This window comes from Uniformispora flossi (assembly GCF_049534875.1).
In the GTDB taxonomy this organism is placed as follows: Bacteria; Actinomycetota; Actinomycetes; order Streptomycetales; family Streptomycetaceae; genus Yinghuangia; species Yinghuangia aomiensis.
Genome location: NZ_JBMULZ010000004.1, coordinates 472,105 through 498,640, shown reverse-complemented (window position 1 = coordinate 498,640; position 26,536 = coordinate 472,105). Strand labels below are relative to the sequence as shown.

At 72.5% G+C, this 26,536-nt stretch carries 27 protein-coding genes, 1 tRNA gene and 2 pseudogenes; 13 read left to right on the top strand and 17 right to left on the bottom strand.

Annotated features, from left to right (window positions below):
- Positions 1–17 precede the first annotated feature (17 nt).
- Both ACPA54_RS12150 and arsB read left to right on the top strand, forming a co-directional pair.
- Positions 18–332, top strand: coding sequence for an ArsR/SmtB family transcription factor (locus tag ACPA54_RS12150; protein ID WP_423528834.1), 315 nt, complete (start codon positions 18–20; stop codon positions 330–332).
- Positions 329–1,426, top strand: coding sequence for an ACR3 family arsenite efflux transporter (gene arsB / locus ACPA54_RS12145; protein WP_423528832.1), 1,098 nt, complete (start codon positions 329–331; stop codon positions 1,424–1,426). Before ACPA54_RS12150 ends, arsB begins: the two co-directional genes overlap by 4 nt.
- An 18-nt stretch (positions 1,427–1,444) precedes the next feature.
- Here the strand turns inward: arsB and ACPA54_RS12140 are convergent, their stop codons facing one another.
- Positions 1,445–1,807 carry an ArsR/SmtB family transcription factor gene (locus ACPA54_RS12140; RefSeq protein ID WP_423528830.1) on the bottom strand — a complete coding sequence of 121 codons (363 nt, stop codon included), beginning with the start codon at positions 1,805–1,807 and terminating at the stop codon, positions 1,445–1,447.
- A gap of 208 nt (positions 1,808–2,015) precedes the next feature.
- On the opposite strand from ACPA54_RS12140, the gene ACPA54_RS12135 reads away from it, so the two are divergent.
- Positions 2,016–2,510 (top strand): ArsI/CadI family heavy metal resistance metalloenzyme, encoded by a 495-nt coding sequence (locus tag ACPA54_RS12135; RefSeq protein WP_423528828.1) that lies wholly within the window; start codon positions 2,016–2,018, stop codon positions 2,508–2,510.
- Between the two features lie 118 nt (positions 2,511–2,628).
- On the opposite strand, the gene ACPA54_RS12130 is transcribed toward ACPA54_RS12135, so the two are convergent.
- A tRNA-Thr gene (locus ACPA54_RS12130) sits at positions 2,629–2,702 on the bottom strand.
- 228 nt (positions 2,703–2,930) lie between these two features.
- On the opposite strand from ACPA54_RS12130, the gene ACPA54_RS12125 reads away from it, so the two are divergent.
- Together ACPA54_RS12125 and ACPA54_RS12120 are read left to right on the top strand one after the other, a co-directional pair.
- Positions 2,931–3,203 carry a GlsB/YeaQ/YmgE family stress response membrane protein gene (locus ACPA54_RS12125; protein ID WP_423528827.1) on the top strand — a complete coding sequence of 91 codons (273 nt, stop codon included), beginning with the start codon at positions 2,931–2,933 and terminating at the stop codon, positions 3,201–3,203.
- A gap of 91 nt (positions 3,204–3,294) precedes the next feature.
- Entirely contained in the window at positions 3,295–4,155 is an 861-nt protein-coding gene (locus ACPA54_RS12120) for an acyl-CoA thioesterase (protein WP_423528825.1), read from the top strand.
- 125 nt (positions 4,156–4,280) lie between these two features.
- Here ACPA54_RS12120 and ACPA54_RS12115 read toward each other — a convergent pair whose 3' ends face one another.
- Both ACPA54_RS12115 and ACPA54_RS12110 read right to left on the bottom strand, forming a co-directional pair.
- The gene (locus tag ACPA54_RS12115) at positions 4,281–5,858 is read right to left on the bottom strand and encodes a GMC family oxidoreductase (RefSeq protein ID WP_423528823.1); all 1,578 of its coding nucleotides are present in this window, start codon (positions 5,856–5,858) and stop codon (positions 4,281–4,283) included.
- Between the two features lie 180 nt (positions 5,859–6,038).
- On the bottom strand, positions 6,039–6,593 hold the full coding sequence (locus ACPA54_RS12110) for a flavin reductase family protein (RefSeq protein ID WP_345677117.1): 555 nt from the start codon (positions 6,591–6,593) through the stop codon (positions 6,039–6,041).
- 281 nt (positions 6,594–6,874) lie between these two features.
- On the opposite strand from ACPA54_RS12110, the pseudogene ACPA54_RS12105 reads away from it, so the two are divergent.
- From ACPA54_RS12105 to ACPA54_RS12095, 3 genes and pseudogenes are all read left to right on the top strand, one after another.
- Positions 6,875–7,657 (top strand): annotated as a pseudogene (locus tag ACPA54_RS12105) (MFS transporter); the annotation flags it as partial.
- 112 nt (positions 7,658–7,769) lie between these two features.
- The gene (locus ACPA54_RS12100) at positions 7,770–8,321 is read left to right on the top strand and encodes an MFS transporter (RefSeq protein WP_423529013.1); all 552 of its coding nucleotides are present in this window, start codon (positions 7,770–7,772) and stop codon (positions 8,319–8,321) included.
- Positions 8,318–8,923, top strand: coding sequence for a TetR/AcrR family transcriptional regulator (locus ACPA54_RS12095; protein ID WP_345677115.1), 606 nt, complete (start codon positions 8,318–8,320; stop codon positions 8,921–8,923). Before ACPA54_RS12100 ends, ACPA54_RS12095 begins: the two co-directional genes overlap by 4 nt.
- A gap of 89 nt (positions 8,924–9,012) precedes the next feature.
- On the opposite strand, the gene ACPA54_RS12090 is transcribed toward ACPA54_RS12095, so the two are convergent.
- From ACPA54_RS12090 to ACPA54_RS12060, 7 genes are all read right to left on the bottom strand, one after another.
- Complete coding sequence (locus tag ACPA54_RS12090) at positions 9,013–10,557, bottom strand: class I adenylate-forming enzyme family protein (RefSeq protein ID WP_423528821.1); 1,545 nt, start codon at positions 10,555–10,557, stop codon at positions 9,013–9,015.
- 119 nt (positions 10,558–10,676) lie between these two features.
- Complete coding sequence (locus tag ACPA54_RS12085) at positions 10,677–11,030, bottom strand: cupin domain-containing protein (protein ID WP_423528819.1); 354 nt, start codon at positions 11,028–11,030, stop codon at positions 10,677–10,679.
- Between the two features lie 30 nt (positions 11,031–11,060).
- Positions 11,061–12,125, bottom strand: coding sequence for a D-2-hydroxyacid dehydrogenase (locus ACPA54_RS12080; protein WP_423528817.1), 1,065 nt, complete (start codon positions 12,123–12,125; stop codon positions 11,061–11,063).
- Positions 12,122–13,018 (bottom strand): thiamine pyrophosphate-dependent enzyme, encoded by an 897-nt coding sequence (locus ACPA54_RS12075; RefSeq protein WP_423528815.1) that lies wholly within the window; start codon positions 13,016–13,018, stop codon positions 12,122–12,124. Before ACPA54_RS12075 ends, ACPA54_RS12080 begins: the two co-directional genes overlap by 4 nt.
- Entirely contained in the window at positions 13,015–14,139 is a 1,125-nt protein-coding gene (locus ACPA54_RS12070; RefSeq protein ID WP_423528813.1) for a hypothetical protein, read from the bottom strand. The genes ACPA54_RS12075 and ACPA54_RS12070 overlap by 4 nt, the downstream gene beginning before the upstream one ends.
- Positions 14,136–14,411, bottom strand: coding sequence for a 4Fe-4S dicluster domain-containing protein (locus tag ACPA54_RS12065; RefSeq protein ID WP_423528812.1), 276 nt, complete (start codon positions 14,409–14,411; stop codon positions 14,136–14,138). The genes ACPA54_RS12070 and ACPA54_RS12065 overlap by 4 nt, the downstream gene beginning before the upstream one ends.
- Positions 14,408–14,983: a 2-oxoacid:acceptor oxidoreductase family protein gene (locus tag ACPA54_RS12060; protein ID WP_423529011.1), complete on the bottom strand. Its 576-nt coding sequence runs from the start codon at positions 14,981–14,983 to the stop codon at positions 14,408–14,410. Before ACPA54_RS12060 ends, ACPA54_RS12065 begins: the two co-directional genes overlap by 4 nt.
- Before the next feature lie 126 nt (positions 14,984–15,109).
- On the opposite strand from ACPA54_RS12060, the gene ACPA54_RS12055 reads away from it, so the two are divergent.
- On the top strand, positions 15,110–15,919 hold the full coding sequence (locus ACPA54_RS12055; RefSeq protein WP_423528810.1) for a TetR family transcriptional regulator: 810 nt from the start codon (positions 15,110–15,112) through the stop codon (positions 15,917–15,919).
- 114 nt (positions 15,920–16,033) lie between these two features.
- Here ACPA54_RS12055 and ACPA54_RS12050 read toward each other — a convergent pair.
- Positions 16,034–16,296: pseudogene (locus ACPA54_RS12050) on the bottom strand (hypothetical protein); the annotation flags it as partial.
- A gap of 488 nt (positions 16,297–16,784) precedes the next feature.
- Between ACPA54_RS12050 and ACPA54_RS12045 the strand changes: the two are divergent.
- The gene (locus tag ACPA54_RS12045) at positions 16,785–18,437 is read left to right on the top strand and encodes a diguanylate cyclase domain-containing protein (protein WP_423528808.1); all 1,653 of its coding nucleotides are present in this window, start codon (positions 16,785–16,787) and stop codon (positions 18,435–18,437) included.
- A gap of 327 nt (positions 18,438–18,764) precedes the next feature.
- Positions 18,765–19,712 (top strand): carbohydrate-binding protein, encoded by a 948-nt coding sequence (locus ACPA54_RS12040; protein ID WP_423528806.1) that lies wholly within the window; start codon positions 18,765–18,767, stop codon positions 19,710–19,712.
- Between the two features lie 51 nt (positions 19,713–19,763).
- Here ACPA54_RS12040 and ACPA54_RS12035 read toward each other — a convergent pair whose 3' ends face one another.
- The 3 genes from ACPA54_RS12035 to ACPA54_RS12025 are packed head-to-tail and all read right to left on the bottom strand — an operon-like array spanning position 19,764 to position 23,769.
- Positions 19,764–20,594: an SAM hydrolase/SAM-dependent halogenase family protein gene (locus tag ACPA54_RS12035; protein ID WP_423528805.1), complete on the bottom strand. Its 831-nt coding sequence runs from the start codon at positions 20,592–20,594 to the stop codon at positions 19,764–19,766.
- Positions 20,591–23,002 (bottom strand): glycoside hydrolase family 65 protein, encoded by a 2,412-nt coding sequence (locus tag ACPA54_RS12030; protein WP_423528804.1) that lies wholly within the window; start codon positions 23,000–23,002, stop codon positions 20,591–20,593. Before ACPA54_RS12030 ends, ACPA54_RS12035 begins: the two co-directional genes overlap by 4 nt.
- A complete protein-coding gene (locus ACPA54_RS12025) occupies positions 22,999–23,769 on the bottom strand; it encodes an HAD family hydrolase (RefSeq protein ID WP_423528802.1) in 771 nt (256 codons plus the stop codon). The genes ACPA54_RS12030 and ACPA54_RS12025 overlap by 4 nt, the downstream gene beginning before the upstream one ends.
- Before the next feature lie 213 nt (positions 23,770–23,982).
- On the opposite strand from ACPA54_RS12025, the gene ACPA54_RS12020 reads away from it, so the two are divergent.
- On the top strand, positions 23,983–24,189 hold the full coding sequence (locus ACPA54_RS12020) for a hypothetical protein (protein WP_423528800.1): 207 nt from the start codon (positions 23,983–23,985) through the stop codon (positions 24,187–24,189).
- Positions 24,186–24,491 (top strand): hypothetical protein, encoded by a 306-nt coding sequence (locus ACPA54_RS12015; RefSeq protein ID WP_423528798.1) that lies wholly within the window; start codon positions 24,186–24,188, stop codon positions 24,489–24,491. Before ACPA54_RS12020 ends, ACPA54_RS12015 begins: the two co-directional genes overlap by 4 nt.
- Before the next feature lie 42 nt (positions 24,492–24,533).
- Here ACPA54_RS12015 and ACPA54_RS12010 read toward each other — a convergent pair whose 3' ends face one another.
- Together ACPA54_RS12010 and ACPA54_RS12005 are read right to left on the bottom strand one after the other, a co-directional pair.
- Positions 24,534–25,409 (bottom strand): class II fructose-bisphosphate aldolase, encoded by an 876-nt coding sequence (locus tag ACPA54_RS12010; RefSeq protein ID WP_423528796.1) that lies wholly within the window; start codon positions 25,407–25,409, stop codon positions 24,534–24,536.
- On the bottom strand, positions 25,387–26,445 hold the full coding sequence (locus tag ACPA54_RS12005) for a 1-phosphofructokinase family hexose kinase (RefSeq protein ID WP_423528794.1): 1,059 nt from the start codon (positions 26,443–26,445) through the stop codon (positions 25,387–25,389). The genes ACPA54_RS12010 and ACPA54_RS12005 overlap by 23 nt, the downstream gene beginning before the upstream one ends.
- Positions 26,446–26,536 lie beyond the last annotated feature (91 nt).

Genomic DNA, 26,536 nt, shown 5'->3' with positions numbered 1-26,536 from the left:
CGGTAACGTATCAGTCCATGATGACGTCAGCTGACACTGATCTGTTGAAGGTGCTGGCCGATCCGCTGCGGATGCGGATCGCCCAGTTGCTGGCGCGCGAGGCGCTGTGCGTGTGCCACTTGGTGGAAGAGACCGGCGCCAAGCAGACGAATCTGTCGAACCACCTCAAGGTGCTGCGCGAGGCCGGCCTCGTCGACACCGAGCCGTGCGGGCGGTTCCTCTACTACCGGCTCAAGGCCGACGTCGTCGCCGAACTCGCCGCGTCCCTCGGCCGGCTCGCCGAGACCGCGGCCCGGACCGCGACGTCCGACCGGAAGAGGCCCTGTACGTGACCGCCACCGAACCCCGCCGCGCACCGGCCGCGTCCGGCGAGGGCGGCACGGCGATCGTCGGGAAGCTGTCGACGCTCGACCGGTTCTTGCCGGTGTGGATCGGTGTCGCCATGGGCGTCGGGCTGGGCCTGGGCAAGCTGATCCCGGGTCTGGACGACGGGTTGAGCAAGGTCGAGGTCGGCGGGATCTCCCTGCCGATCGCGCTCGGCCTGCTCCTGATGATGTACCCGGTGCTCGCGAAGGTCCGCTACGACAAGCTCGATACCGTCACCGGCGACAAGCGGCTGATGGCGTCCTCGCTGGTCGTCAACTGGGTGATCGGCCCGGCGATGATGTTCGCGCTCGCCTGGGTCTTCCTGTCGGACCTGCCGGAGTACCGCACTGGTCTGATCATCGTCGGGTTGGCGCGGTGCATCGCCATGGTGATCATCTGGAACGACCTCGCCTGCGGGGACCGTGAAGCCGCGGCCGTGTTGGTGGCGCTCAACTCGGTGTTCCAGGTCGTGATGTTCGGCGTGCTCGGGTGGTTCTACCTCGACGTGCTGCCCGGGTGGCTCGGCCTCGGCGAGGGGGAGCACCTGGACGTGTCGTTCTGGAAGATCGCGCTGAACGTCGTGGTGTTCCTCGGCATCCCGCTCCTGGCCGGCTTCCTGACACGCCGCCAGGGCGAACGTGCGAAGGGGCGCCAGTGGTACGAGGAGCGTTTCCTGCCGAAGATCGGCCCGGTCGCGCTGTACGGGCTGTTGTTCACGATCGTGATCCTGTTCGCGCTGCAAGGTGACACGATCACCTCGGAGCCCGGCGACGTCGCGCGGATCGCGCTGCCGCTGCTGGTGTACTTCGGGGTCATGTGGTTCGGCTCGTACGCGCTGGGCCGCGGCATCGGCCTGCCGTACGACCGGACCGCCACGCTGGCGTTCACCGCCGCGGGCAACAACTTCGAACTCGCGATCGCGGTCGCCATCGGCACGTTCGGCGTGACCAGCGGGCAGGCCCTCGCGGGCGTCGTCGGCCCGCTCATCGAAGTGCCCGTCCTGGTGGGGCTGGTGTACGTGTCGCTCGCCCTCGGGCGGCGCATCCGACGCCCGGCGTGACGCGTGGCCGAACGTGCGTCAGCTTCGGTCGGCGAGCAGGCCCGACAGTGCGGTGAGGGCGGCCGGCTCGACCTTGTAGAACATCCAGCTCGCCTTGCGCCGGGCGGAGACCAAGCCGGCCTCGCGCAGCTTCTTCAGGTGGTGGGACACCGTCGGCTGCGACACCCCCACGTCCGGCAGGTCGCACACACACGCCTCGCCGCCTTCGTGGGAGGCGATGAACGAGAACAGCCGCAGCCGCACCGGGTCGCCGAGCGCCTTGAACATGGCGGCCAGCCGGTCCGCGTCGACCGCGTCCAGCGGCTTGCGGGACAGCGGCGGGCAGCACGGAACCGCGTCCGCGGCGGCGTCCAGGACCGGCAGCTCCCGAAGATTCGACATACGTCGATATTGACACCCGTCGACTGGCCCGGCAAGAAGCGCCCGGCCGCCGCGATGCGCGACTGCCCGGCGCTCGGATATGGCCGACGCCCGACTGATTCGACAAACGCCGATATTGACAATCGCCGAATCCGGGGAGATGCTCGGAGTAAGCGATATAGACAGACGTCGAATCAATGGCGTCGCCCCGACCCTGGAGGTATCCGCCGTGTCCCGCGTCCAGCTCGCCCTGCGCGTCGCCGACCTCGACGCCTCGATCGCGTTCTACAGCAAGCTGTTCGGCACCGAACCGGCCAAGCTCCGCGACGGCTATGCCAACTTCGCCATCGCCGAACCCCCGCTCAAGCTCGTCCTCATCCAGGGCGCCGAGGGCGAACCGACGGTCATGGACCACCTCGGCGTCGAGGTCGAGACCGTCGGCCAGGTCGCCGCGGCCACCACCCGCCTCGCGGACGCGGGCCTGGCCACGATCGAGGAGAACGACACCGCCTGTTGCTACGCGGTCCAGGACAAGGTCTGGGTCCACGGCCCCGGCCGGGAGCCGTGGGAGGTCTACGTCGTCAAAGGCGACGCCGACCGGATGGCCAAGGACGGAGACTCGGCGTGCTGCCTGCCCGCTACCGACTCGGGTGTCCCGGCGCCGTTGGCCGCCGGAAACCTCATCGGCCTGAATCCGGCGAACTCCGGTGGCTGCTGCGGGTGAAGCCGGCCTGCGCGGAGAGCCCCGCATCCGGGACGGGGTGCGGGGCTTTCGGCGTCGAATATCCGCCGGAAAACGGCAAACCCCAGGCCAGAGGCTGTCTGTCCTGGGGTTTGAGGGGAGCCCCGAGTCGGGTTCGAACCGACGACCTACGCTTTACAAGAGCGCCGCTCTGGCCAGCTGAGCTATCGGGGCGGAAATGCGCACGGACCATTGTGCACCGTGCGGGACACGGTACAAGCCACGGGCCTGGGCGGGCGATGCGATTTGGGAGACCTGCGGCCAAGGGGGGCCTGGTGGTGCGGGGGCGGGGTGGGAGGCCCGGCCTGAGGTTTTGTCTCGTTTGTTGCGGTTATTGGGGCGGGTGTCGTCGGAGTTCTCCGCGGGCCTGTCGGCTGCCGCGTCACGAGCGGGAGGGATCGCATGTTCTGGACCATCATCGGCCTCATCTTCACCGGGCTGATCATCGGACTGCTGGGCCGGCTGTTCCTGCCCGGGAGGCAGAGCATCGGGATGCTCGCCACGATCGGCGTCGGCATCCTCGGCACGCTGATCGGCTACTGGATCGCGGCCGCGCTGGGCGTCGAGGAGACCCGGGGCGTCGACTGGATCCGGTGGATCATCAGCATCGCGGTGTCGGCGGGGCTTGTCGCCCTGGTCGCGGGCTATCTGAACAAGGGGCGCTCGCGGATGTGAGGGCCGGGGGAAGGGGTGCCCGCAGCAGGGGGCGGAATCGCGGATTCCGCCCCCTGACGCATCGTCAGATCGGGTTTGCGATCATGCGGGCATGGCCAGTGGAACAGCTTTGTGGCCGGGCATCGACCTGGCCGACCTGATAGCCGCCTTGCAGCTCACCGACACCGGTGCCGCGGATCCGGCGCCGCACGCGGCCCGCTTCCGGGCCCGCAACGTCCCCTCGCGGCTGCCGACCACGCTCGGCAGCCAGGTGCTCGCGCAAGCCGTCGTGGCGGCCGAGCGGGTGGTGCCGGGGATGGCGGTGCAGTCGATCCAGGGCGTCTTCCCGCGCGGCGGGGTCGCGGCGGACCCGGTCGGGATCGACGTGGAGATCGTGCAGTCCGGGCGCGCGCTCGCCACGGTTGCCGTGACGTTCCAGCAGGAAGGCCGGGAGCACTGCCGCGCCTTGGTGATGCTGTCGCGCGACGAGCCGGACTTCCTGCGGCACCAGCGTCCGCTTCCCGACGACGTGCCGCGGCCCGACGCCTGTGCGGATCTCCCGGTCGCGCTGATGCCGTGGGAGGTGCGGACCTTCGGCGGGGAGGACGCGCTCGCGCCGGACCTCGCCGGGCCGCCCGCGCTGGACGTGTGGATGCGGTGCAAGGACGTCGACGATTCGCCGACGCTGTCCCGGGCGCTGCTCGCGCACGGCACCGAAGGCTTCCTCGGGCCGGTCGCGCTGCGGCCGTACCCGGCGGACCACATCGCGGCGCGGGGCGGCAAGGGCACGTCGGTGATGCTCAGTCAGACGGTGACTTTCCACGAGCCGTTCTCGATCCACGAGTGGCTGCTGCTGCGCTGCGAGAGCGTGTACGCGGGCCGCAGCCGCATGCACGGCCGCATTCACGTCTACGCGGAGGACGGACGCCTGGTCGCCTCGGTCGCGGCGGACGGGCTGATGCGGGTGGCGTGAGGTCGGCCCGAGCCGTGCAGCAGGCCCGAGCCGCGAGGTCAGCCCGTGTCCGAGTGGTGCGGTCGGCCCGGGTCGTGCAGCAGGCCCCGGCCGTGGGGCGGACGTCGTCCGCCCCGCGGCCCCGGCTACTTCTTCATCAGGTCCGCCGCCTTCTCCGCGATCATCACCGTCGGTGCGTGTGTGTGTCCCCGGTTGATGCGCGGCATCACCGAGGCGTCGACCACCCGCAGGTTCGTGATGCCGTGCACGCGCAGCTCCGGGTCCACCACGGCGTCGTCGCCGGTGCCCATGCGGCAGGTGCCGACCGGGTGGTAGAGCGTTTCGGAGTGCTCGTTGACGTAGCGGTTGATGGTGTCGTCGTCGCCGGTGCCGGGCCAAGGGGGCATCGGGGCGCCCACGTAGCGGCCGAGGGCGCTGGTCGTGAGCAGGCTTGCCGCGCGGCGTAGGCCCGCGACCAGGGTGGTGCGGTCTTCCGGGGTGCTCAGGTAGGCCGGGTCGATGACCGGGCGTCGGTACGGGTCGGGGCCGGACGGGACGATGGTGCCGGTGCTGCGCGGCTGGAGCAGGACGGCGGCGACGGTGATGCCGTGGCCGGCCGGGGGTTCAAGGCCGTGGTTGACGAACGGGCCCGGTGCGAAGATCAGTTCGATGTCCGGGGCGGGGGCGTCCTCGTCGGTGCGGATGAAGGCGACGGCCTCGCCGACGTTGGACGTGAGCAGGCCCTTGGCGAGCAGGAGATAGCGCAGCAGTTGGGCCGGGGACTCGGCGCCGGCGAGGGTCACCGGTTCGGTGCAGCCCGACAGCGTGGCGGCGGCCAGGTGGTCCTGCAAGTTACGCCCGACGCCTGGGAGTTCGTGGCGGACCGGCAGTTCGGCGGTGCGCAGCACGTTCGGGTCGCCGATGCCGGACAGCATGAGCAGGTGCGGCGAGCCGATCGCGCCGCCGCTGAGGACGACGTCGCGGCGGGCGCGTACCTGGTGGATGCGGTCGGACGAGTCGGCGTACTCGACGCCGATCGCGCGCTTGTCGTTGTCGACCAGCACCTTGCGGGCGCGGGCACCTGTGGTGACGGTGAGGTTGGGGCGCTTGCGGGCCGGGTGCAGGTAGCCGTCGGCCGCGCTCCAGCGGCGGCCGCGCTTCTGGGTCACGGGGGTCGGCGAATAGCCCTCGTTGTCGGGGAAGTTGAGTTCGCCCAGGCGTGGCATGCCTTGTTCGGCGCACGCGGCGAGGAAGGCGATCGTGGTGGGGTTGGGGTCGCGCAACTCCTGGATGTGCAGCGGGCCTTCGGTGCCGTAGACGTCGCCGTGGTTGGAGCCGGTGCGGTGCTCCGCGCGGCGGAAGTACGGGGCGACCTCGTCGTAGGACCAGCCTTCCGCGCCGAGTTCGGCCCAACCGTCGTAGTCGGCACGGTGTCCGCGCACCCACATCTGCGCGTTGAGCGACGAACTGCCGCCGAGCGTCCGCCCACGCGGCCAGTACAGCTCGCGCTGGGCCAGTTCGGGCTGCTTGCCCGTGTGGAAGTCCCAGTCGTAGGCGGTCTTGAACAGTTTGGAGAATGCCGCGGGGACGCGGATCTCCTGCTTGCGGTCCGACGGTCCGGCTTCGAGCAGCAGGACCTGCACCGTCGGGTCCTCGGAAAGCCGCCCGGCCAGCACGCAGCCCGCGGAGCCGGCGCCGACGATGACGTAGTCGTACGTGAGCATGTGGCGGCCTTCCCTCGGCAGGGGTCGTGGGACGCGTACGCGTACTCGTGCCGTACTCGTGCCGTACTCGCGTGGTGCTCGTGGAGATGCGCGCGGACTACTCGGGGGTAGTGACCACGTGCGTACGCACAGGAGTCTGGCGCGTCGCGGCGCCGCCGGGTAGGGGCCGACCCGGGTCGGTTAACCGAGCGATCGGTAACGGCCGCGGAAGTGCACCAGCGGCAGGCCCTCGGGGCTGGGGAGTTCGGCGGCCAGGACCTCGCCGATGACGAGGGAGTGGTCGCCTGCTTCGACGATTTTGTGGGTGCGGCATTCGAGGGTCGCCAGCGCGCCGCCGACCAGCGGGGCGCCGCTGACCGGGCCGCGCCGGTGCGGGACGTCCGCGAACATCAGGCGGTCGCTCACCCGCCCCGGGATCGCGAACCGTCCGGCGACGTGCCGCTGGCTCTGCGACAGCAGCGAAACCGCCCACAGCGGCTGCGCGTCGAGGACGGCGCGCATGCGCGCCAGGTGCCGCAGGCTCACCAGGACGAGCGGCGGGTCCAGTGAGACGGACAGGAACGCGGTCGCCGTCATACCGACGTCGTCGGACGCGGGGGTGTCGCTGGTCTCCCCGGTCTCGTGCGCGGTGACCACGACGACCCCCGCGGCGAAGCGGGACAGCGCGTTCTTGAAGGTGTCGGGGTCGACCGGGTAGGTGCTCGCGCGGTCGGCGGCGGGATCGGGAATGTCCACGGGCTCAGCCTAGGCGGCGGGACCGCCCGAGCCCGGGATGCGGCCCCGGGGCCCTGGGGGGCTAGAGAAACCTGCGGGGAGATGCCGTATGGTCCCGAAAAGTCATCGACCCATGATGTTGCCGGGGGGCGGACGCGTGGGCGTTGGGCGGGCGGGGCCGGACCCGGCCCGGTCCGGCGACGGCACGGCCGCCCCCGGTGGGCGGCCCCTGGAGCGGGAGTACGGGGCTGGACGCACACACCGGTGGGACCGGGCGCCTCGGGGCGCGGCAGCGGGCGCTGATGCCCGTCCTCATCTTCACCGCGGTCGCCGTGTCGGTCATGAGCACGCTCGGCGCGCCGCTCGTGCCGACCGTCGCGCGCGAGCAGAACGTGTCGCTGGACACCGCGCAGTGGCTGCTCACCGTCACGCTGCTGACCGGCGCCGTCGCGGCCCCCGTGATGGGGCGCCTGGGCGACGGCCCGCACCGGCGCGGCGTGATCGTGGGTGCGCTGGTGTGCGTGGTGGCGGGCGGTGCGCTGGGCGCGGTGGCGCCCGGGTTCGGGCTGCTGGTGACCGGGCGGGCGCTGCAGGGCGTCGGCATGGGCATCATGCCGCTGACCATCGCGGTGGCCCGCGACCATCTCGAACCGGCGAAGGTCCGGTCGGGGATCGCGGTGCTGTCGGTGACCACGTCGGTGGGTGCCGGGCTCGGATACCCGGTGACCGGGTTCATCGCGCGCGAGCTGGACTACCGTGCGGCGTTCTGGTTCGCCGCGCTGGTGGGTGCGGTCGCGCTGCTGCTCGTCGCGCTGGTGGTGCCGAAGGGCTTGGCGTCGCGGCGGCAGCCGCTCGACCTCACTGGGGCGCTGCTGTTGTGCGGAGGCCTGGCCTCGCTGCTGCTGATGGTCAGTCAGGGCGGGCGCTGGGGTTGGGGATCCGGGACCGTGCTGGGCCTTGGGGGGTGCTCGGCGGTGCTGTTCGCGGCGTGGGTGTGGCAGGCGCTGCGTACCGCCCATCCGCTGGTCGAACTGCGGCTGCTGGGCAACCGCGACGTCCTGACCGCGGATGTCGCCGCCGTGCTGGTCGGGATCGGCCTGTACATGACGATGTCGCTGATCAACCTCTACTCGCAGATCCCCGGCCACCACGGCTACGGCTTCGGAACTGTCGGTGGTCGGCGCCGGACTGGTGCTGATGCCGCTGTCGCTGGGCAGCCTCGGCGCGAACCGGGTGGCGGGGGTGTTCGCGGCACGCTTCGGCATGGGGCCGGTGCTCCCTATCGGCTCGCTTGTGGTCGCGGCGGACATGGTGTTCTTGGCCTTGTGGCGCGACCACCTGTGGCAACTGGTGGCCGGGTCGGTGCTGTTGGGCGTCGGCGTCGGCACCACGTTCGCGGCGATGCCGGCGCTGATCGTCAAGGCGGTGCCGCCGCACGAGACCGGCAGCGCGACCAGCCTGAACGCGGTCCTGCGGTCGGTCGGCGGGGCGTTCGGATCGGCGGCCGTCGCGGCGCTCCTGACCGCTTACACCCCCGCGTCCGGGGGCCCGGCGGAAGACCGCGGTTACACAGTGGCCTTCCTCGTCGGAGCGGGGGCTTGTATTTTGGGGGCGTTTGCGGCAATTGGCATACCTGCGACCAGGCGCAATGTGAGCCGACAGACGTCGGGATCACACGGCGACCGAATGGTCGACGGGCTACCGTCTAAGGCCCTGGATGGCCCCTGCGGCGAAGGAAGTACGCGGTGAACAGCTCGGCACCCCACTACGCGACCACCGACCGGCCGCGCCGTCGCGATGCCGCGGCCAGCCGCAAGGCACTGCTCGACGCCGCGCGCCTGCTCTTCGGCGAACGCGGCTACGACCGGACCACGCTCCGCGACATCGGCGACCGCGCCGGCGTGGACGCGGCCCTGGTGGCCCGCTACTACGGCAACAAGGCGGGCCTGTACCTCGCGGCGATCGAGGAGGACGGCCAGGACGCCGTCGCCGCCCGCCGCGACCTCGCGCACATCGGCAAGCTCGCCGACTTCCTCGTCGCCCGCATCGACGACCTCGGCGGCCCCGGCCCGATGTTCCGCGCCGCGCTCGGCGAGGAAGGCGATGTGGCCGTCCGTGCGGAAGCGGCCGCGGCGGTCCGCCGCGCGATGGTCGACCCGATGGTCGAACGCATCGGCGGCGACACGGTCCGCGCCCGCCAGCGCGTCGAACTCGCCGTCGCCGCACTCATCGGCCTCGCGGCGATCCGCCCCACCGGCTTCTTCACCGAGCTGACCGCGCTGTCGCGGGACGACCTGGTGGCCCTGTTCGAGGAGGCCTTCGCGGGGATGCTGGGAGACGCGGAGGAGTAAGCGGAGGAGTAGGGGTAGCGCTTCCGTGAGCGCGGCGCCGTCGTCGGACGGTGCCGCGCTCACGCGTTTTCCGGGCGATTTTCGGGGCCTCAGCCCGCCCGTGCCGCCAGGATCTCGTCCACCAACTGTCGCCGGCGCACCTGGCCGGTCGCCGGGGTCCGCGGCAGCTCGTCCGCGTAGAAGACGCGGCGCGGGTGCTTGTGCGAGGCGAGGCGGCCTTCGCAGGCGGTGCGGATGGCGGCGGGGCCGGGGATGGCCGACGGGTCGGCGGGGACGACCACGGCGCAGACGACTTCGCCCCACGTCGTATCGGGGAGGCCTATGACCGCGACATCGCGGACGCCCGTGACATCGGCGAGGACGCGTTCGACCTCGGCGGGGGCGACGCTTTCGCCGCCGGTGCGGATCAGGTCGCGGCTGCGTCCGGCGATCGACAGGTAGCCGTCTTCGTCGAGCACGGCCAGGTCGCCGGTGCGGTACCAGCCGTCCTGGAGGACCTCGGCGGTGGCCTCCGGGTCGTCGAAGTAGCCGTCGAAGAGCAGCGGGCCGCTCACGTACAGCTCGCCCTCCGGGTCGAGGGCCAGGTGCTGGTAGATGCTCGGCACGCCGCAGCTGCCCGGCTTGCGGACCACGTCCGGGCCGTCGAGGGAGGTCACGTTGCCGGCCTCGGTCGACCCGTAGAACACCCGCAGGACGGCGTTGGGTGCCACGTGGGCTATTTCCGCGAGGAGTTCCGGGCCGGTGGCCGAGGTGCCGGAGTCGGCGAAGCGGAGCGTCGGGAGGGTCCCGCGGTCGTCCACGGGTGCGGAGACGGCTTCGACGGCCGAGCCGTCGGCCGCGGGTTCCGCGGCGTCGCCCCCCTGCTCCTCGGCGAGCGCGGCCAGCACGCGTTCCCACACCGCGGGCACGCAGTTCAGCCGGGTCGCCGCGTGCTTGCGGACCGCGGCGACGATCGACGCGCCGTCGGTCTGCGGCACCATGACGAGGGTGTCGCGGGCCTGCCACTGCTGGAGCGCGATCGTCCACGCGCCCATGTGGAACATCGGGTACACGCACACCATCGCCCCGCGCGGCTCCAGCTGCGAGCCCGGGTGGGTGCGCAGCACGTTCACGCGGTGCGACAGCACGACGCCCTTGGGCTTCCCGGTGCTGCCCGAGGTGAAGAAGATCGCGTGCGGGTCGGTCTCCTGCGGTTCCGGCACGTCCGGGGCCTCGGCGGGCTCGTCCGCGGCCAGTTCGCGCAGGTCGGCGAGCGACAGCACGGGCACGCCCGTCCGTTCGCCGACCTCGTCCGCGGCCACTCGCTCGTCGCCGATCAGCAGCGCCGGTTTGGCGGTGCGGATCAGGCTTTCCGCTTCGTCCGGCGGCAGCGCCGGCCCGATCGGCACGTATACCGCGCCGATCCGGGCCAGCGCGGCGAACACCGGCAGGATGTCGAGCGACGTCGCGTTCCAGCAGACCACGCGGTCGCCGGGGGAGACGCCGTAGCCGAGCAGCGCCCGCGCCGTGCGGTCGCCGTCGGCGGCCAGCTCGGCGAAGGTGACGCTCCGGTCGCCCAGGATTGCCGCGGCGCGGCCGGGGACGGCCCGTGCCGCACCGGCGAAGACCTCCCCGATGACGAGTCCCTGCCCCACCCCGTACCTCCCTGTTCGTGCCCGCGCGGCCGCCCGGTCGTGCACCCGCCCGACCCAGGTACGTTACGAGCCGGAGGGGATGCTGAAAAGAGCAGCGTCCCCGGGCCGGCCGCCGCCGGTCAGGCGTCCTTCAACTCCACGATGATCTCGTAGTACGGCTGTTCGCCGACGTTGACCGCGGTCTCCACGCCGCCCCGCTTCATCGGCACCACGACGCCCGGCACGACGTCCGCCGCGAAGTAGTCGCGGTACTCGCCCGCGCTGTCCGGTTCGGGCTCCACCGCGATCCGGTCGCCGCCGATCTGCACGAGGTAGTAGTCGAGGTCGTGCCGGTGCACGTCGCTGCGCTCGCCGGGGGCGAGCGCCAGTTCCCAGATGCGGACCTTGGCGTCCTCGAACAGGATCTTGCTGCCGATGCCGCCGAGCTTGCGCTCCGCGGTCCCGCCCTCGCCGGGCTGGTGCTGCTCGCTCATGCCGGTCTCCTCGCAGATTCGGACGGGGCGTCAGTAGCCCGCGTCGGGGTCGACGGTGTTGCGCAGCGGTTCGCCCGCGAGGTAGCGGGCCAGGTTCTCCCGGAACAGCCGGTACACGCCGGTGAAGTGGTCGCGGCCGTCGCTGGAGCAGTGGGCGGAGATCGCCAGGTTGGGGGCGTCCCACAGCGGGTCGTCGGCGGGCAGCGGCTCGGCGCGGGCGACGTCGATCGCCGCCGCGGCCAAGTGCCCCGATTCCAGGGCCTCGATCAGGTCCTTCTCGACCACGAACGAGCCGCGTCCGACGTTGCAGTAGAAGGCGCCCGGCTTCATCGCCGCGAAGGCGGCCGCGTCCATCGTGTCGATGGTGTCCGCGGTCTCGGGAGCCGCCGAGATCACCGCATCGCACAGGCCGAGCATGGTGTGCAGGTCGCTCGGGGCGAAGAGGCGGTCGACGTGCGGGGCCGGGGTGTCGGTGCGGCGCCGTGTCGCGTACACCGTCATCCCGAACGCCTGGGCGCGCTTGGCGATCTCGCTGCCGATGCCGCCGACGCCGACGAGTCCCAGCGTGCGGCCGGACGCGAGCGTGCCGAACACGGCCTTCCACGTGTGCTCGCGCTGCCGCTCGGCGAGTTCGCGGTGGCCCTTGTAGTGCGCGAGCAGGCGCGCGAACGCGAACTCGGCGATGGGGACGCCGTTGACGCCCGCGGCCGTGGTCGCGGTGATGCGTGCGGTCGGCAGACCCGAGGACAGCAGCTGTCCGTTGCCCGCGGCGACGCTCTGCACCCAGCGCAGGCGGGGCGCGTGGTCCGCCACGTCGAAGGGGAGGTCGGCGACCAAGGCCACCTCGACGCGGGCCAGGGCGTCGATCTGCTCGGGCGTCAGTTCGGGTGCGCGGGAGCGCAGTTCGGCGTCGGCTTCGGAGCCCGGGCGGCCGCGTTCGGTGCGCAGGGCGAAGTCCTCGACGTAGCGGCAGTCGACGATCTCGATGCGCGGGTCGAGCGCGCGCAGCGCGTCGATGTCCGCGGCGACGCGCTCGGGCGGGCGTGCGTCCCAGGTCGGCGGATGCATGATGCCGACGACGAGCGGTGCGTTCATGTGCGACGTCCTTTGTCCGTGCTGCTGCGGGTGGAGCCGGGCTCTTTGCCGAGGTCTTTGCCGTCTTTGCCGAGGTCTTTGCGGAGGTCTTTGCGGAGGTCTTTGAGGACGCCGGGCCGGTGGGTGTGCGCCACCACCTCGTCGAGGTAACCGGGGGCTTCGGTGGTGTCGACGAACCAGCCGGTCGGGCACATCGTGAGGATTTCCACGAAGGAGAAGCCCAGCCCGGCGCGTTGCACCCGGAACGCGTCCTTGATCATGCGGTTGGCGCGGGTGATGTTGACGGCGTTGTTGACCGCGGCGCGGGCGACGTAGGCGACGCCGTCCAGGCCCGCGATCAGGTCGGCGAGCCGGATCGGATGGCCGTGCGCGGCCGCGTCACGCCCGCCGAGGGTGTTCTTGGTGCGTTGTCCGAGCACGGTCGCGGCGGTCATGTGGCCGCCGGTCTCGCCGAACACCCCGTTGTTGAGCATGAAGCAGGTGATGTTCTCGCCGCGGGCCGCCGCGTGGACGACCTCCTGCAGCCCTTCGTTGACCATGTCGCCGTCGCCTTGCACGGTGAACACCAGCGTGTCCGGGCGGCAGCGTTTGACTCCGGTCGCCAGCGAGGGCGCACGGCCGTGCAGCGCTTGCAGGACCTCGATGTCGAGGTTGTTGGAGTACGCGGTGTAGCAGCCGATGCCGAACACCGCGATCGCCCGGTCGACCTCGCCGAGTTCCTCGACCTGCTCGACCATCGAACGCATGGCGATCGGCTCGCCGCAGCCCGGGCACAGGTGGTGGGCGCCGACGTCGATGAGCGCCGGGGTGAAGTCGTGCACGAGGCGCGCACCGCACGACGGCGGGGCGTCCGTCGGCACGACGGGGGTGAGGGGGAGTCGCTTGCCGGTCACGAGGTCCTCCCGACGGTCGCGGCGCCGCCCACGGCCGCGTCGTGGACGGCGGTGATGCGGCTCCGCAGGACGGCCACGTCGAGGTCCGGCGCGATGCCGAAGCCGGACGGATCGAGGCTGAGGCCGCCGATGAAGTGCACCGGCGCGGCCCCGAGGACGGCGAGCCGGACGTCGTCGAGCATCTGGCCGCGGTTGTTCTCGTACACGGCGACCGCACGGGCCCGTCGGGCCCCCTCGGCGACGGCTCCGGCCGGGAACGGGACGAGGGTGATGGGGCGGATGTAGCCGACCCGGCGGCCCTCGGCGCGGAGTTCGCGGACGGCTTGGCGGACGTAGGTGCCCGGTGTGCCGTAGGCGATCACGACCACGTCCGCGTCGTCGGTGAACGCGCTCTCCGCCAAGGGGGTTTCCTCGGCGACCATGCGCTCCATCGCGTCGACGTGCCGGTGGTAGAACTCGGCGAGGTCGTAGCCCGCGTCCGCGCGGCCCTCGGCGTGGCGCTGTTTGGCGTCGCTCAGCGGCGAGATCAGCTTGGCCGCGCCGGTGCCGCCGGACCTGCCGTCCAACGCCCAGTCGCGCGGCGGCAGCGGGCCGAAGTCGAGGGGCTCCACGGTGACCGACTGGTGGGTGTGCGCGAGGTAGTAGTCGCCCATGACCAGCACCGGGCTGCGCCACTTGTCCGCCAAGTGGAACGCGCGCTGCGTGAGTTCGACGGCCTCCGGAACACCGGCCGGAGCCAGCACGAGGTGCCGGTAGTCGCCGTGTCCGCCGCCGCGGGTGGCCTGGAAATAGTCGCCCTGCGCCCGGGCCATGTTGAGGACGACCAGCGGGAGCCTCGCGTACACGATTTCGGCGAGGGACTCCTGCATGAGCGACAGCCCCTGCCCGGTGGAGCCGGTGGCCGCGCGGGTGCCGGTCGCCGCCGCGCCCCAGGCCATGCCGACGGCCTCCAGCTCGCTCTCCGCGTTGACGCAGACTCCGCCGACCTCCGGCAGGCGCGCGGCCATGGTCTCCAGGACCTCGGTGAACGGGGTCATGGGGTAGCCGGCGAAGAACCGGCAGCCGGCCGCGAGCATGGCTTCGGCGATGGCCGCGGAGCCGGGCATGATCGCGGGCGTCATGCGGGGCCTCCGGCGGTGTCGTGGGTCTGCGGCTCCGTGTACCGGTACACCTGGAAGACGAAGTCGGGGCAGATCGCCGTGCACGCTTTGCAGGCGATGCAGCCGGGCAGCAATTGCGGGTAGCGGTAGCCGCGTTCGTTGACCTCGTCGGTGGTCATGCGCAGCACGCGCGGCGGGCACGCGTCGATGCACAGTTCGCAGCCCTTGCAGGCTTCGGTGTCGATGACGAGGGTGCCGAGGCTGACGGCGCGCTCGTCGGGGGATTCGCTCATGCCGGGACTCCCGTCGTCGCCCACGCGTCGAGCAGCGGGGTGGCGGCCTCGTGGCCGGCGCGCAGGGCGGCTTCGTTGGCGGGGATGTGGCGGTGCCGGTAGGCGGGCAGCACGTCGGGCAGGACGCGGATCAACGTGTCCAGCGCGGCGATGCCGGTGGCGGCCGCGAACGCGCCGAGCGCGACCATGCCGACCGCGTTCGGGTTCCCGACGCCGGTGGCGAGTTCGGTCGCGGGGATGCGGACGGCCGGGCCGGGGTGGGTGCCGGGGTCGGCGTCGAGCGTCGCGTTTGCGACGAGCAGCCCGTCCGGCCGGAGCTTCGTCAAGGGCCCGGCGGCGTGGGCGGGATGGAGGACCACCGCCGCCCAGGCACTGCCGACGGTGGGTGGGGACTCGACGGGGGTGTCGCCGAGTACGAGCGTGGTCTCGGAGTTGCCGCCGCGCATCATGCCGCCGTACGAGCCGAAGAACATCGCGTGCCGGCCCTCCGCGACGGCCGCGTGCGCGAGGAGTTCGGTGGCGAGCTGGACGCCTTGGCCGCCGATACCGGTCCACAGGGTTTCGCGTTGCACGCACACCTCCGAGACGCCGTCCGGAACAAGCGCCACAAGTATGAGAACGTTGTTCCGGAGAGTAGCGTCCGGCGTTCCGGACCGGAAGAGTTCCGGGGTGGGAGCTGCGGACGGGCGGGAGCGGGGATGCGCGGCGAGGGTGCGGAAGGCGCCGGCGGCGGGGAGCGGCCGGACGGCGCGCGGGTGCCGGAGGGGCTGGTGCGCGAAGCGGTGCAGCGGCCGCTGGCGGCGCGGTGGGCGGTGTACGCGGAAGAGGTGCGGCGGCTGGTCGACGCGACGTACCGGGTCGTCGAGCGGACCGGGAGCCTGGACCCGACGGTGCGCGAGATCCTGCGCGAGTCCGGGCTGTCGAACCAGGCGTTCTATCGGCACTTCCGCTCCAAGGACGAACTGCTCGTCGCGCTGCTCGACGACGGCCGCCGCCGGATGGCGGACTACCTGCGGCACCGGATCGCCGCCGCCCCGGACCCCGCGGGCCGGGTCCGCGCCTGGATCGAGGGCGTCCTCGCGCAGGCGGGCGACCCGGTCGCGGCGGCGCGCACCCGGCCGTTCCTCGCCCACCAGGACCGCCTCGCCGAACAGTTCCCGACCGAGCAGCGGAACTCGGCGGAGGCGATGATCGGCCCGCTGCGGGAGGTGCTGGCGGAGGCGTACGGGGCGGCGGACGGGGAAGCCGGGGACGGCGTCGCGTCCCGCAGGCGTGACACCGGGACCGGACGCTCGGCCGCCGGTGCGCCGGGTCGCCGCGATGCCGAGGCCGAACGCTCCGCCCCCGAGATCTCGGACCGTCGCGCCGCCGCCGCGGACGACGCCCTGACCGTCTACCGCCTGTCCGTGGCATGCCTCCACGACCACTTGCGCGCCCGGACGGCGCCCGAGCCGGACGAGACGGCTCGCGTGGTGGAGTTCGCGCTGCGGGGGCTGGGGCTGCGCTGAGGGGCCCGGGCCGCAATTCGGCAGTGAGGCGTCCGGGCGCGGTGTGGGTGGCCGGCTCGACTGGGAGGGTTGCTCGCGCGGGACGCGTTCGGGCGCGCTGTCCGGGAGGGGCGGGCGGCAGGCCCCGCCGTCCCACGCGTGCGCCGGACGCGCCGCGAAGTGCGGGGCCGCAGGCGGCGGGGCGCCTGGGCTGGCCCCGCATCGGTCTGGCCGACCCGGTCGACGCCCGTTTAGCGGTCGCACACGTGCTCGCCGTCGGCCTCGATGAACACCACGCGGTGCCATGGGATGTCGCCGCCCGGCACAAACGCCGGCAGCGGCACGCGCTTGGGCTCCTTGCCGCGGCGGCTCACGCCCAGCACGAACCGGACCGGCAGGGGTTGCTCGCGCGGGACGCTCGTGCCGCTGGGCGCAGCGCCGGTGGGGGAGGGCCGGGTGGTCCGAGCCGTCACGCATCGGGCCGGTCGGCTCGGGTGGCCTCGTCCGCCATCGGCGTCATGAGCGGTTCGGCCGAGCCGCCGGGGGTGTTCGCCGCCGCTCGTTCCCCCGTCGCCCGGGGCCTTCACGGGGTCTTCGTGATCTCTCCGCGGGGCCCGCACGGATTCCCGTTGCCCGGCCCGGTCCGCAGGCGGTTGAATGAGCGCGCTCCGCGTCGCCAGCGAAACGGTTTGTGCAGCCCGATACGGTGTGACGCGTGAGGTGGCTCACAGTGAGCCCGGTATCGATGACAGTACGTCGCCGATGCTGTGCCCCCTGTGATTCAGTTTCCCTGGAATCGGACGATATCTGTTCAGAAGACGCTCACACGAGCACCGATGAACGAGAACCACCCCAGAAGCACCTTCGCCCTCGCTCGGGGAGACCGATGACCGCCGAGACGGAAACCCACGTCCGGCTGGCGACCCTCCGCCTCCTCTACCGGGTCGTCGCGGACCTCAACGCCACGCGAGACCTGCGCGACACCCTGCAAGCCGTGGTGGACGGCGTCGTGTCCGGGCTCGGCTTCAACGCCGCCGCGGTCAACGTGGTCCGCGCGGACGGCGACCTCGAAGTGTCCGCGGTGGCCGGCGGCGACCACCGCGGGGGTGTGGCCGGCGACCGGGGCCGCGACCTCTCCGCCGCACTGGTCGGCCGCGTCGGCCCGCGCGCCGACTGGGAGCGACTCCTCGCCTCCGCCGAGCACTGGGGGCCGCTCCGATTCCTGAGCCACCGTCAGGGCCCGCACCCGCACGGCCGCGTCCCCGCCTGGGTGCCGGACATCCCGGTCAGCGACCACCCCGACGCCTGGCACCCCTACGACGCGCTCCTCGCCCCCCTCACCACCCCGGAAGGCGAACTCGTCGGCGTACTGTCCGTCGATCTCCCCGTCGACGGCCGCAGACCCGGCCCGTGGCGCTGCGAGGTGCTCGGGATGTTCGCCGCCCAAGCCGCCATCGCCGTCGACAACGCCCGGCTGCGCGCCGAGATGGTGCGCGCGCTCGCCCGGCTCGAAGACGAGCAGCACGCGCTGCGGGCCAGCGAGGAGAGCTTCCGGCACGCTTTCGAATACGCGCCGAGCGGCATGGTCATGACCGGCGTGCTCGGCCGTGAACGCGGCAAGCTGCTGCGCGCCAACGACGCCCTGTGCCGCATGCTCGGTTATCCGGCGCCGGTCCTGCGCCGCCTCGGCCTGGCCGCCGTCGTGCACCAGGACGACATCGACCTGCTGGTCTGCCACCTCGGCGGCACGGCACCCACCGAAGGCTGCACGGAACTGCGGCTCGCCCGCAGCGACGGCACCTACCGCTGGGTGTCCCTGCGGACCTCGCACGTCGGCGACGGCGACGGGAACCCGCGGTTCCTGCTCACCCACGTCGAGGACGTCGAAGACCGCCGGCTGCGCGAGCAGGCCCTCGTGCACCAGGCCAGCCACGACCCGCTCACCGGGCTGCCCAACGGCCGCGAACTCCGGGCCCGCCTCGACGCCACGTTCACCCGGGCCCCGCGGCTCGCCGAGGTCGGCGCCGGTCCGATCCCCGCGCAGTCCCCCGCGCTCCTGCACCCGGGCGGGATGGCCGCGCACGGCCAGCACGCCATGCACACGCACGCGCCCGGCCCGCACAGTGTGCACGGCGACGGGAAGGGCCTCGCACTGCTCTTCTGCGACCTCGACGGCTTCAAGCGCATCAACGACGACTACGGCCACCACGTCGGCGACGCCGTGCTCGTCGAGGTCGCCCGGCGCCTCACCGTCGCGGTCCGCGAAGGCGACACCGTCGCCCGGCTCGGCGGGGACGAGTTCGTGGTGCTCGCCGACGGCATCGGGCGCGACGAGGCGCACGACCTCGCGGTCCGGCTGCGCCGCGCGCTGTCGCTGCCGATCCGTGCCGAGGGCGAGATGGTGCCGCTGGACGGCGCGAGTTTCGGCATTGCGTGGGCGGACTCCGCGGAAAAACCGGAGGACCTGCTGCGGATTGCGGACGAGCGCATGTACCGGCAGAAGCGCGGCCGCGAGCGCGCCCAGCGCCAAGCCGGCTGACGGCCGATTCGACCGCACCCGACCGCCGACCCGACAGGTGCGCGCATCTCGGTCTTGACGGGGCGGATCGCCCGTTCGGACCTGGCGCGGGAACGTCGGAAAAGTGCCGCAAAGGGGCACGCATGTTCGCCGGAAAACGGGGCGATTGCCGCCGTACGGCCCAACCGTGGGGCGGATGTTTGTGGTCCAGGCGATGGACAGTGGCCATCCCGTCGTCCGTCGCCCGTTAGTGTGATGCGTCGGCCTGTCGACGCGAATCGATAGCCGTGCGCCGTCAGCGGACCGCACGGAGCGTACGAAGTCAGTCTCACAGGAAGGGCGAACCCGATGACGGTGGGTACCGAGGGAGAGCCGGAGGACCCGTACGGCTACCTCTACCGCCCCGGCCCGGGTGAGGCGCAAGGCGGCGTCCCGTCTGCGCCCCCGTCGGGGTTCGGTACATCGCCGTATGTGCAGGTCGGGCAGACCCGCTACGGGCAGCCGCAGCCTTACGGCTCGCCCCCCGGTCCGGAGACCCAGGCCTTTGCCTCGGGAGCGGCCGGACAGGGTTCGCAGGCCACCCAGGCCATACCGGGCGGACCCGCGTCCGCGCCGCCGGGCGTGCCTCCGCAGCGCCGCGACGGCGGCGGGCACGGCGGCCGGGGCGGCGGATCGCGCGGCCGCGGCCCGCTGATCGGCGCGGTCGTCGCCGTGGTCGTGGTCATCGCGGTGATCGCCGGTGTGCTCGCCATGAACTCGGACGGCGACGACGCGAAGGGCAACGAGTCCGCCTCGCCGACGGCCGTGAAGCCGAGCAGCGCACCCCCATCGACGCAGCCGCAGACCTCCGCGCCCGCGACGACGGCGGCACCCGACAAGTTCGGCGAGAACGAAGCGGAGAACGCGCAGCTCGCCGGCGGTGCCGCGGTCGCGAACAACGCCCAGAAGTTCAGCGGCAGCGGCTTCGTCAACGTGCCGGCCGCGCCGGGCGCGTCCATCACGATCACCGTCGAGGCGCCGACCAAGGGCACGTACTCGCTGTACGTCCTGTACGCCAACCCGGACCCGGTCACCAGCGGCGCCAACCGTGCCAAGCGCACCCTCACGGTCAGCGCCAACGGCGACCCGAAGTACGGCCAGCTCAACATGTACGGCACCGGCAGCCCGGACAGCTGGTACACCACGTACCGCACGGTCGACCTCAACCAGGGCACCAACGCGGTCAGCCTCACCTGCCAGCCCGGCGACTCGTGCAACGTCGCCGTCGACAAGATGTGGATAGGGCCGAAGAAGTAGCCGTCGGCCTGGGGGCGGGCCGTATCGCCCGCCCCCGTCGCGCACCGCCTGTTACACCGCTCCCGTGCCGCCGTCCGGCCGCCGGAGCTTGACCGGGTCGCCCGGCCGCACGCGGAGAGCGCGTGCCGCGTCGCCGCCGTTGACGGTGAGCGCGACGTACCCTGCCGAGTCCAGCAGCGCCACGAGCGCACCCGCGGCCACGTCGCCGAACGTGCGGCGGTACGGCACCCAGTGCACGTCGCCGTCGGCCTCCACGTCCAAGGCGCCGCCGCGTTCCACGCCCAGCTCGCGGATGTGGCGTTCGGTCAGCGACAGTTGCACGTTCCCGAACCGGTCCTCGGTGAGGACTTCGGCGTAGCCCGTCCCGCGGTCCACGTACGCGACCGGATCGGCCGGCCGCACCAGGCTCCCGGCGTCGAGGCGTCGCCCGACCTCGGACGGCGGCGTCCCCGTGCCGAGATGCGCGGCGATCGGTGCGAACACGTCGCGGCCGTGGAAGGTCGCGGACACATGCGGCAGCATCAGCGCGGGGTTGCCGAGTTCGTACGCCTCCCGGATCCCGCCCAGCGCGTCCGCCGCCCACGGCAGCAGACCGTTGTCCGGCCCCACCAGCAGGTGTTCGGACGTGCACACCAGCACGCCGCGCCGTGCCGTCCCCACCCCGGGATCGACGACCGCGACGTGTACCCCCGGCGGGAGATAGGGGAGTGTCTGCGCGAGCAGCAGCGCGCCGCGCCGGATGTCCCCCGGCGGGACTTCGTGGGTGATGTCGAGGACGCGGGCCTCCGGGGCGATCCGGGCCATGACACCGCGGCACGCCGCGACGAAGCCGTCCGCCGTGCCGTAGTCGGTCAGGAACGAGATGGGCAGCACCGGCGTCACAGGTCGGCGTCGTGCAGCGTGGGCTCGGTGCCCGAGCCCACGTTCGGGCCGGACTGCGCGTGGCGGCGCGCCGGTTCGCGGCCGGGCGGCTGGTGCAGGCGTTCCAGCGGCACCGGGCGCGGGATCGGGCGGCTCACCGGCCGGCCCCGGACCACTTCCACTTCCTCCTCGTCGTGCATCAATGTCATGCGCTCGCCCTGGCGCAGTTCGTAGGTCGCGTGTGAGGGCGTGATCTCGACGTACAGCAGCGAATCGCGCCGCAGCATCATCGAGAACGCGATTCGGGACAGCCCGGACGGCAGGCGCGGCCGGAACACCAAGTGGTCGTCGTGGTCGCGGAGTCCGCCGAACCCGGCGGTCAGCGCGATGCACGCACCCGCCAACGAGGCCATGTGCAGGCCGTCCTTGGTGTTGCCGCCGAGGTCGTGCAGGTCCATCAAGGCGGCCTCGGCGAGGTAGTCGTAGGCCAGGTCGAGGTGCCCGACCTCGGCCGCGATGACGGCCTGCGAGCAGGCGGACAGCGACGAGTCGCGCACCGTCAGGCGCTCGTAGTAGGCGAAGTTGCGGGCCTTCTCCTCGGCGGTGAACGCGTCGCCGCGCACCTGCATGGCGAGCACCAGGTCGGCCTGTTTGACGACTTGCTTGCGGTACAGATCGAAGTAGGGGAAGTGCAGGAGCAGCGGGTACTTCTCCGGCGGCGTGTTGTCGAAGTCCCACATCTCGTGGTTGGTGAAGCCTTCGGACTGGCAGTGCACGCCGAGCTTGTCGTCGTACGGCAGGAACATGGCCGCGGCGGCGTCGCGCCAGCCCGCCATCTCCTCGGTGTTCACGCCCAGCGCGCCGGCTTCGTGCAGGTGCCGGGTGGCCGAGTCGGCGGCCGCGCGGAGGTTCGCCTGCGCCATGAGGTTCGTGTACATGTTGTTGTCGGCGATGGCGCTGTACTCGTCGGGCCCGGTCACCCCGTCGATGCGGAACAGGCCTTCGGCGTCGTGGTGGCCGAGCGACCGCCACATGCGCGCCGTTTCGACGAGGATCTCCATGCCGAAGTCGCGCTCGAAATCGATGTCGCCGCTGGCCCGCACGTAGCGTTCGACGGCGCGGGCGATGTCGGCGCCGATGTGGAAGGCCGCGGTGCCGGCCGGCCAGTAGCCCGAGCATTCCTCGCCGCGGATCGTCCGCCAGGGGAATACGGCGCCGGCCAGTCCGAGTTGGCTCGCGCGTTCGCGGGCCAGCGGCAGCGTCGAGTGGCGCCAGCGCAGCGCCTGGGCGACCGCGTCGGGCAGGCAGAAGGTCAGCACCGGGAGCACGAACGTCTCGGTGTCCCAGAAGCAGTGGCCGTCGTAGCCGGGGCCGGTGAGGCCCTTGGCCGGAATGGCGCGTTCCTCCGTGCGGGCGCCCGCCTGGAGGACGTGGAACAGCGCGAACCGGATGGCCTGCTGGAGTTCCATGTCGCCGTCGATCTCGATGTCCGAGCGCTTCCAGAAGTCGCCGAGGTACTGGCGCTGCTCGTTGACGAGGCCGTCCCAGCCGGTGAACCGGGCGGCGGTGAGCGCGGCGGCGACCTGGTCGCGGACCGCGGGGAGGGAGCGCGCGGCGGACCAGCCGTAGGCGATGTACTTCACCAGCCGCAGCGTCTGGCCGGGCTGGAGGACCGTGGTGACGCTGTAGCGGGCCTGGTCGGGGTCGCTTTCCACTTCGCCCTGGAAGTCGGCGGGGCAGTCGACTTCGTGGTCCATCGCGGCGGCGACCCGCAGGCCGCTGAACCGGGTCTGGTGCACCAGCAGCGCCTTGGCGTCGGTGTTGTGCGTGTGCTGCTCGGCGACCAGCGGTGCTTCCATGACCGCGGAGGCGCGCGGGTCGCCGGTCCACGCCGGAAGCTGCTCGTTGGCGACGAGTTCGGACTGCACGACGATGCGTGCGGGCCCGTTGAGCGGTTCGACTTCGTAGGCGATGGCGGCGACGGCGCGCTGGGTGAGGGACACCAGGCGTGTCGAGGTGACCCGCACCGAGCGGCCCGCCGGGGACGTCCATTCCGCGCGCCGGCGGAGCATGCCGTCCCGGAAGTCGAGGCGGCGCTGGTGCTCGCGGAGGTCGCCGTACCGCAGGTCGAACGGCTCGTCGTCGACGAGCAGCCGGATGATCTTGCCGTTGGTGACGTTGATGACGCTCTGGCCGGATTCCGGCTGCCCGTAAGCGGCTTCCGCGTACGGCAGCGGCCGGAGTTCGAACACGCCGTTGAGGTAGGTGCCGGGCAGGCCGTGCGGCTCGCCTTCGTCGAGGTTGGCGCGCAGCCCGACGTGCCCGTTGGACAGCGCGAACACCGATTCGGCGCGGGCGAGTACGTCGAGGTCGAGGGACGTTTCGGTGAGCCCCCACGGCTCGACCGTGTAGGCGTCGTGCGCGGTCATGAGGGGTCCTCCGGGTCGTGCGGGTGCCGCGGGTCGAGCAGGTCCGCGAGGTCGGTGACGACGATGTCCGCGCCGTGTTTGCGCAGGGCGTCGGCTTGGCCGACCCGGTCGACGCCGACGACGTACCCGAAGTCGCCCGCCCGGCCCGCCGCGACGCCGGCCAAGGCGTCCTCGAACACCGCGGCTTCGGCGGGTGGGTAGCCGAGCTTGCGGGCGGCGGCGAGGAAGGTGTCCGGGGCGGGTTTGCCCGGCAGGTTCTCGTCGTGCGCCACGATGCCGTCGACGATCACGTCGAACAGGCCGTCGTATCCGGCGGCGTGCAGCACGTCGCGGCAGTTGGCGCTGGACGAGACGACGGCGCGCGGCACGTCGAGGGCCTGCAGCTTGCGGACGTAGTCGAGCGAGCCGGCGTACGGCTCGACGCCCTGTTCGCGGATCATCCGCAGCACGGTGTCGTTCTTCTCGTTGGACAAGCCGTAGACGGTGCGGGTGCCCGGCGGGTCGTCCGGGTCGCCTTCCGGCAGCGTGATGTCGCGCGAGGCGAGGAAGCCGCGGGTGCCGTCCAAGCGGGGTCTGCCGTCCACGTAGGTGTCGTAGTCCGCGCCCGCGTCGAACGGCACGAACGGGGTTCCGGTGCGCGCCGCCTCGGCGCGCAGGAACCGGTCGAACGTGTCCTTCCACGCGGCGTCGTGCACTTTCGCGGTCTGCGTGAGCACTCCGTCGAGGTCGAACAGAAAGGCGTGGATCGAGTCCGGCAGTCCCAACATGCGCCCACTGTTACCCGGGAGGGGGCCCGCTCATCCGCGGCGCGCCGACCGCGGGCCGATCCGGTGCGGATCGGGGCGCGGATCCGCGCCGGGCGCCGGCTTCCGGCCGCGGCGGTCCGGGACGCGGCCGGGAACCCGCTACCTTGGGGCTTTGCCGGGCCGGGACCCGGGCGGATCCTCGGGACGAGGGACGACGAGGGGAGGGGGTCGGCCATGGCGGTCGTAAAGGTCGCGCTGTCGCTGCCGGACGACTTGGCGGCCGCGGTGCGCGAAGCCTCGGGCGGCGATCTGGAGGCGTACATCGTCAAGGCGCTGCGGTCGGCGCTGCTGATGGACGCGATGCGGGAAGTGGCCGACGCCGGGCCGCCGGCGCCGCCGCCCGACGACGTGCTGCATGCGGCAGAGACGGATTTGCGATGAGGCGCGGCCAGGTCTGGCGGATTCCCACGGTGGGCCGCGAGCGCACTGTCCTGGTGGTCGGGGCCGACGAGGTGACCGCCCTGTACGGGCAGGCGCTGTGCGTGGTCGTGCACGAGCCCGGCACGTTCCCCGAGTCGCTGGTGACGGTGCCGCTGACCGAGCCGGTGGAGGGTGTCGTCGGGGTTCCCGACGTGGCCGGTTTCCGGCAGGCCCGGTTCGACCACGGCAAGCTGCTCGGGCGCGTGGACGTCGACACGATGGAGCGCGTGGAGGTCGCGCTGCGGGCGATTCTGGAGCTGTGAGCCGGGCCCGGCACGGCGCCCGGATGGGGGTCCGGAACGGGCTCAGCCTGCCGGTGTGGTGCCGGGGTCCGCGGTGATCACCGTCAGCAAGTGCCGCACGGTTTCGGCCATGGCGTCGCGGGCTCGGGACAGGGCGGGGCGCGGGTCCTTGCGGTCCGGGTGGGCGGCGAACTCGGTGCGCAGGGCGCCGTCGAAGGCGATGTTGAGCGCCGTCCCCACGTTGATCTTGGTCATGCCGTGCGCGGTCGCCTGCCGGAGTTCGCCGTCCGGCACTCCCGACGAGCCGTGCAGGACGAGCGGTACGCCGACCGCGGCACGCAGCTCGGCTATCAGCGCGTGGTCGAGGGCGGCGGTGCGTGTGGTCATTGCGTGGCTGCTGCCGACCGCGACGGCGAGGGCGTCGACGCCGGTCGCGGCGACGAACTCGACCGCCTCGTCCGGCCGGGTGCGGGCGCCGGGAGCGTGCGCGTCGAGGGCGGGCTCGCCGGCTTTGCCGCCGACCTGGCCGAGTTCGGCTTCGAGCCACAATCCGCGGTCGTGCGCCCATGCGGCGGCGGCGCGGGTGGCCGCGACGTTGCCGGCGTAGGGCAGCTTCGACGCGTCGAACATCACCGAGCTGATCGCCGTCCCGGCCGCCGCGTGCAGCAGGTCTTCGGACACCACGTGGTCCAGGTGCAGGCCGACCGGCACCGCGGCATCCGCGGCGAGGGCCGCGCACGCCGCGGCGAGCGGACGCAGCCGTCCGCCGTGGAACCGGACGGCGTTCTCGCTGAGGGCGAGGACCACCGGCAGCCCGGCCGCCTCCGCACCGGCGACGACGGCCTCGGCGTGTTCGAGCGTGATCGCGTTGAACGCGCCCGCCCCGCGCCCGGCCTTGCGCGCGGACCCGACGATCTCACCGGTCACCGTGAGCGGCATGGCAGTTCCTTTCCGAAGGGCCGCTTTCCGAAGGGCCGCTTTCCGAGGGGCCGCTTTCCGAAAGCCCGCTTTCCCGGGGCCCGCTGTCGGGGGGCCTGCGTTCGGGAGGCTCCGTGGCGCTGACCAGCACATGGGCGCGGGCGGTCGCGTAGGTGGTGCGGTCCACGCTGCCGGCGAGCGGTGCGGCGACCGCGGAGGCCGACCACGCGACCGCCTCGGCGAGCAGATCCGGCCACGGCCGGCCCGCGGTCAGCCCGGCCAGCAGCGCCGCGACGCCCGCGTCGCCCGCGCCGGTCGGGTTGCCGTGGATCGCATACGGCAGCCGCGCCCGCCACCAGCCCGCCCCGGTGGCGGCCCGCAGTCCGCGCGGGCCGAGCGAGGCGACGACCGCGTCGCCGCCCGCGGCACGGAGCATCGCGGACAATGCGGCGACCGCCTGCCCGGGATCGGATTCGCCGGTGGCGTCGCGGAGTTCGTCGGCGTTCGGCTTGACGAGGTCGGGGCCGGCGGCGAGCCCTGCGCGGAAGGCCGGTCCGGAGGTGTCCAGCAGCACCGGGACGCCCGCGTCGCGGGCGCGGCGGACGAGGCCGGCGTAGAGGTCAGTGGGTGCGCCGGGCGGAAGGCTGCCGCACAGCGCGACGCCGCGGGCGTCGCCGAGGAGTGCGTCGTAGGCGTCCCGGAGCCGGGCCCAGTCGGCGTCGCCGAGGTGGGGACCGGCTTCGTTGAAGACCGTCGCGTCGTCGGCGGACGCGTCGACGACGGTGGTGGTGCGGCGGCTTTCCGCGGCGACCGGGACGGTGGCGTCGCGGAGTCCGGCGGCGGCGAGGTCCTCGCGTATCTGCTCGCCGGTGCGGCCGCCGACCGGACCGAGCACCGCGGCCGGTATGCCGAGCGCGGCGAGCACCCGGGCGACGTTGACGCCTTTGCCGCCCGCTCGGGCCGCGACGTCCTCGACGCGGTTGCTGCCGTGCCACGCGACGCGGTCGAGGTGGTAGGTGACATCCAGCGCGGGATTCGCGGTGACCGTGACGATCACGCGGTCCCCCGGGAAGACAGGCGAGGCGGGACGGCCGGAGCCGGCGGTATGCCGGACTCCCCGGACGGGCTCCCCGGCGACGGCGCGGTCA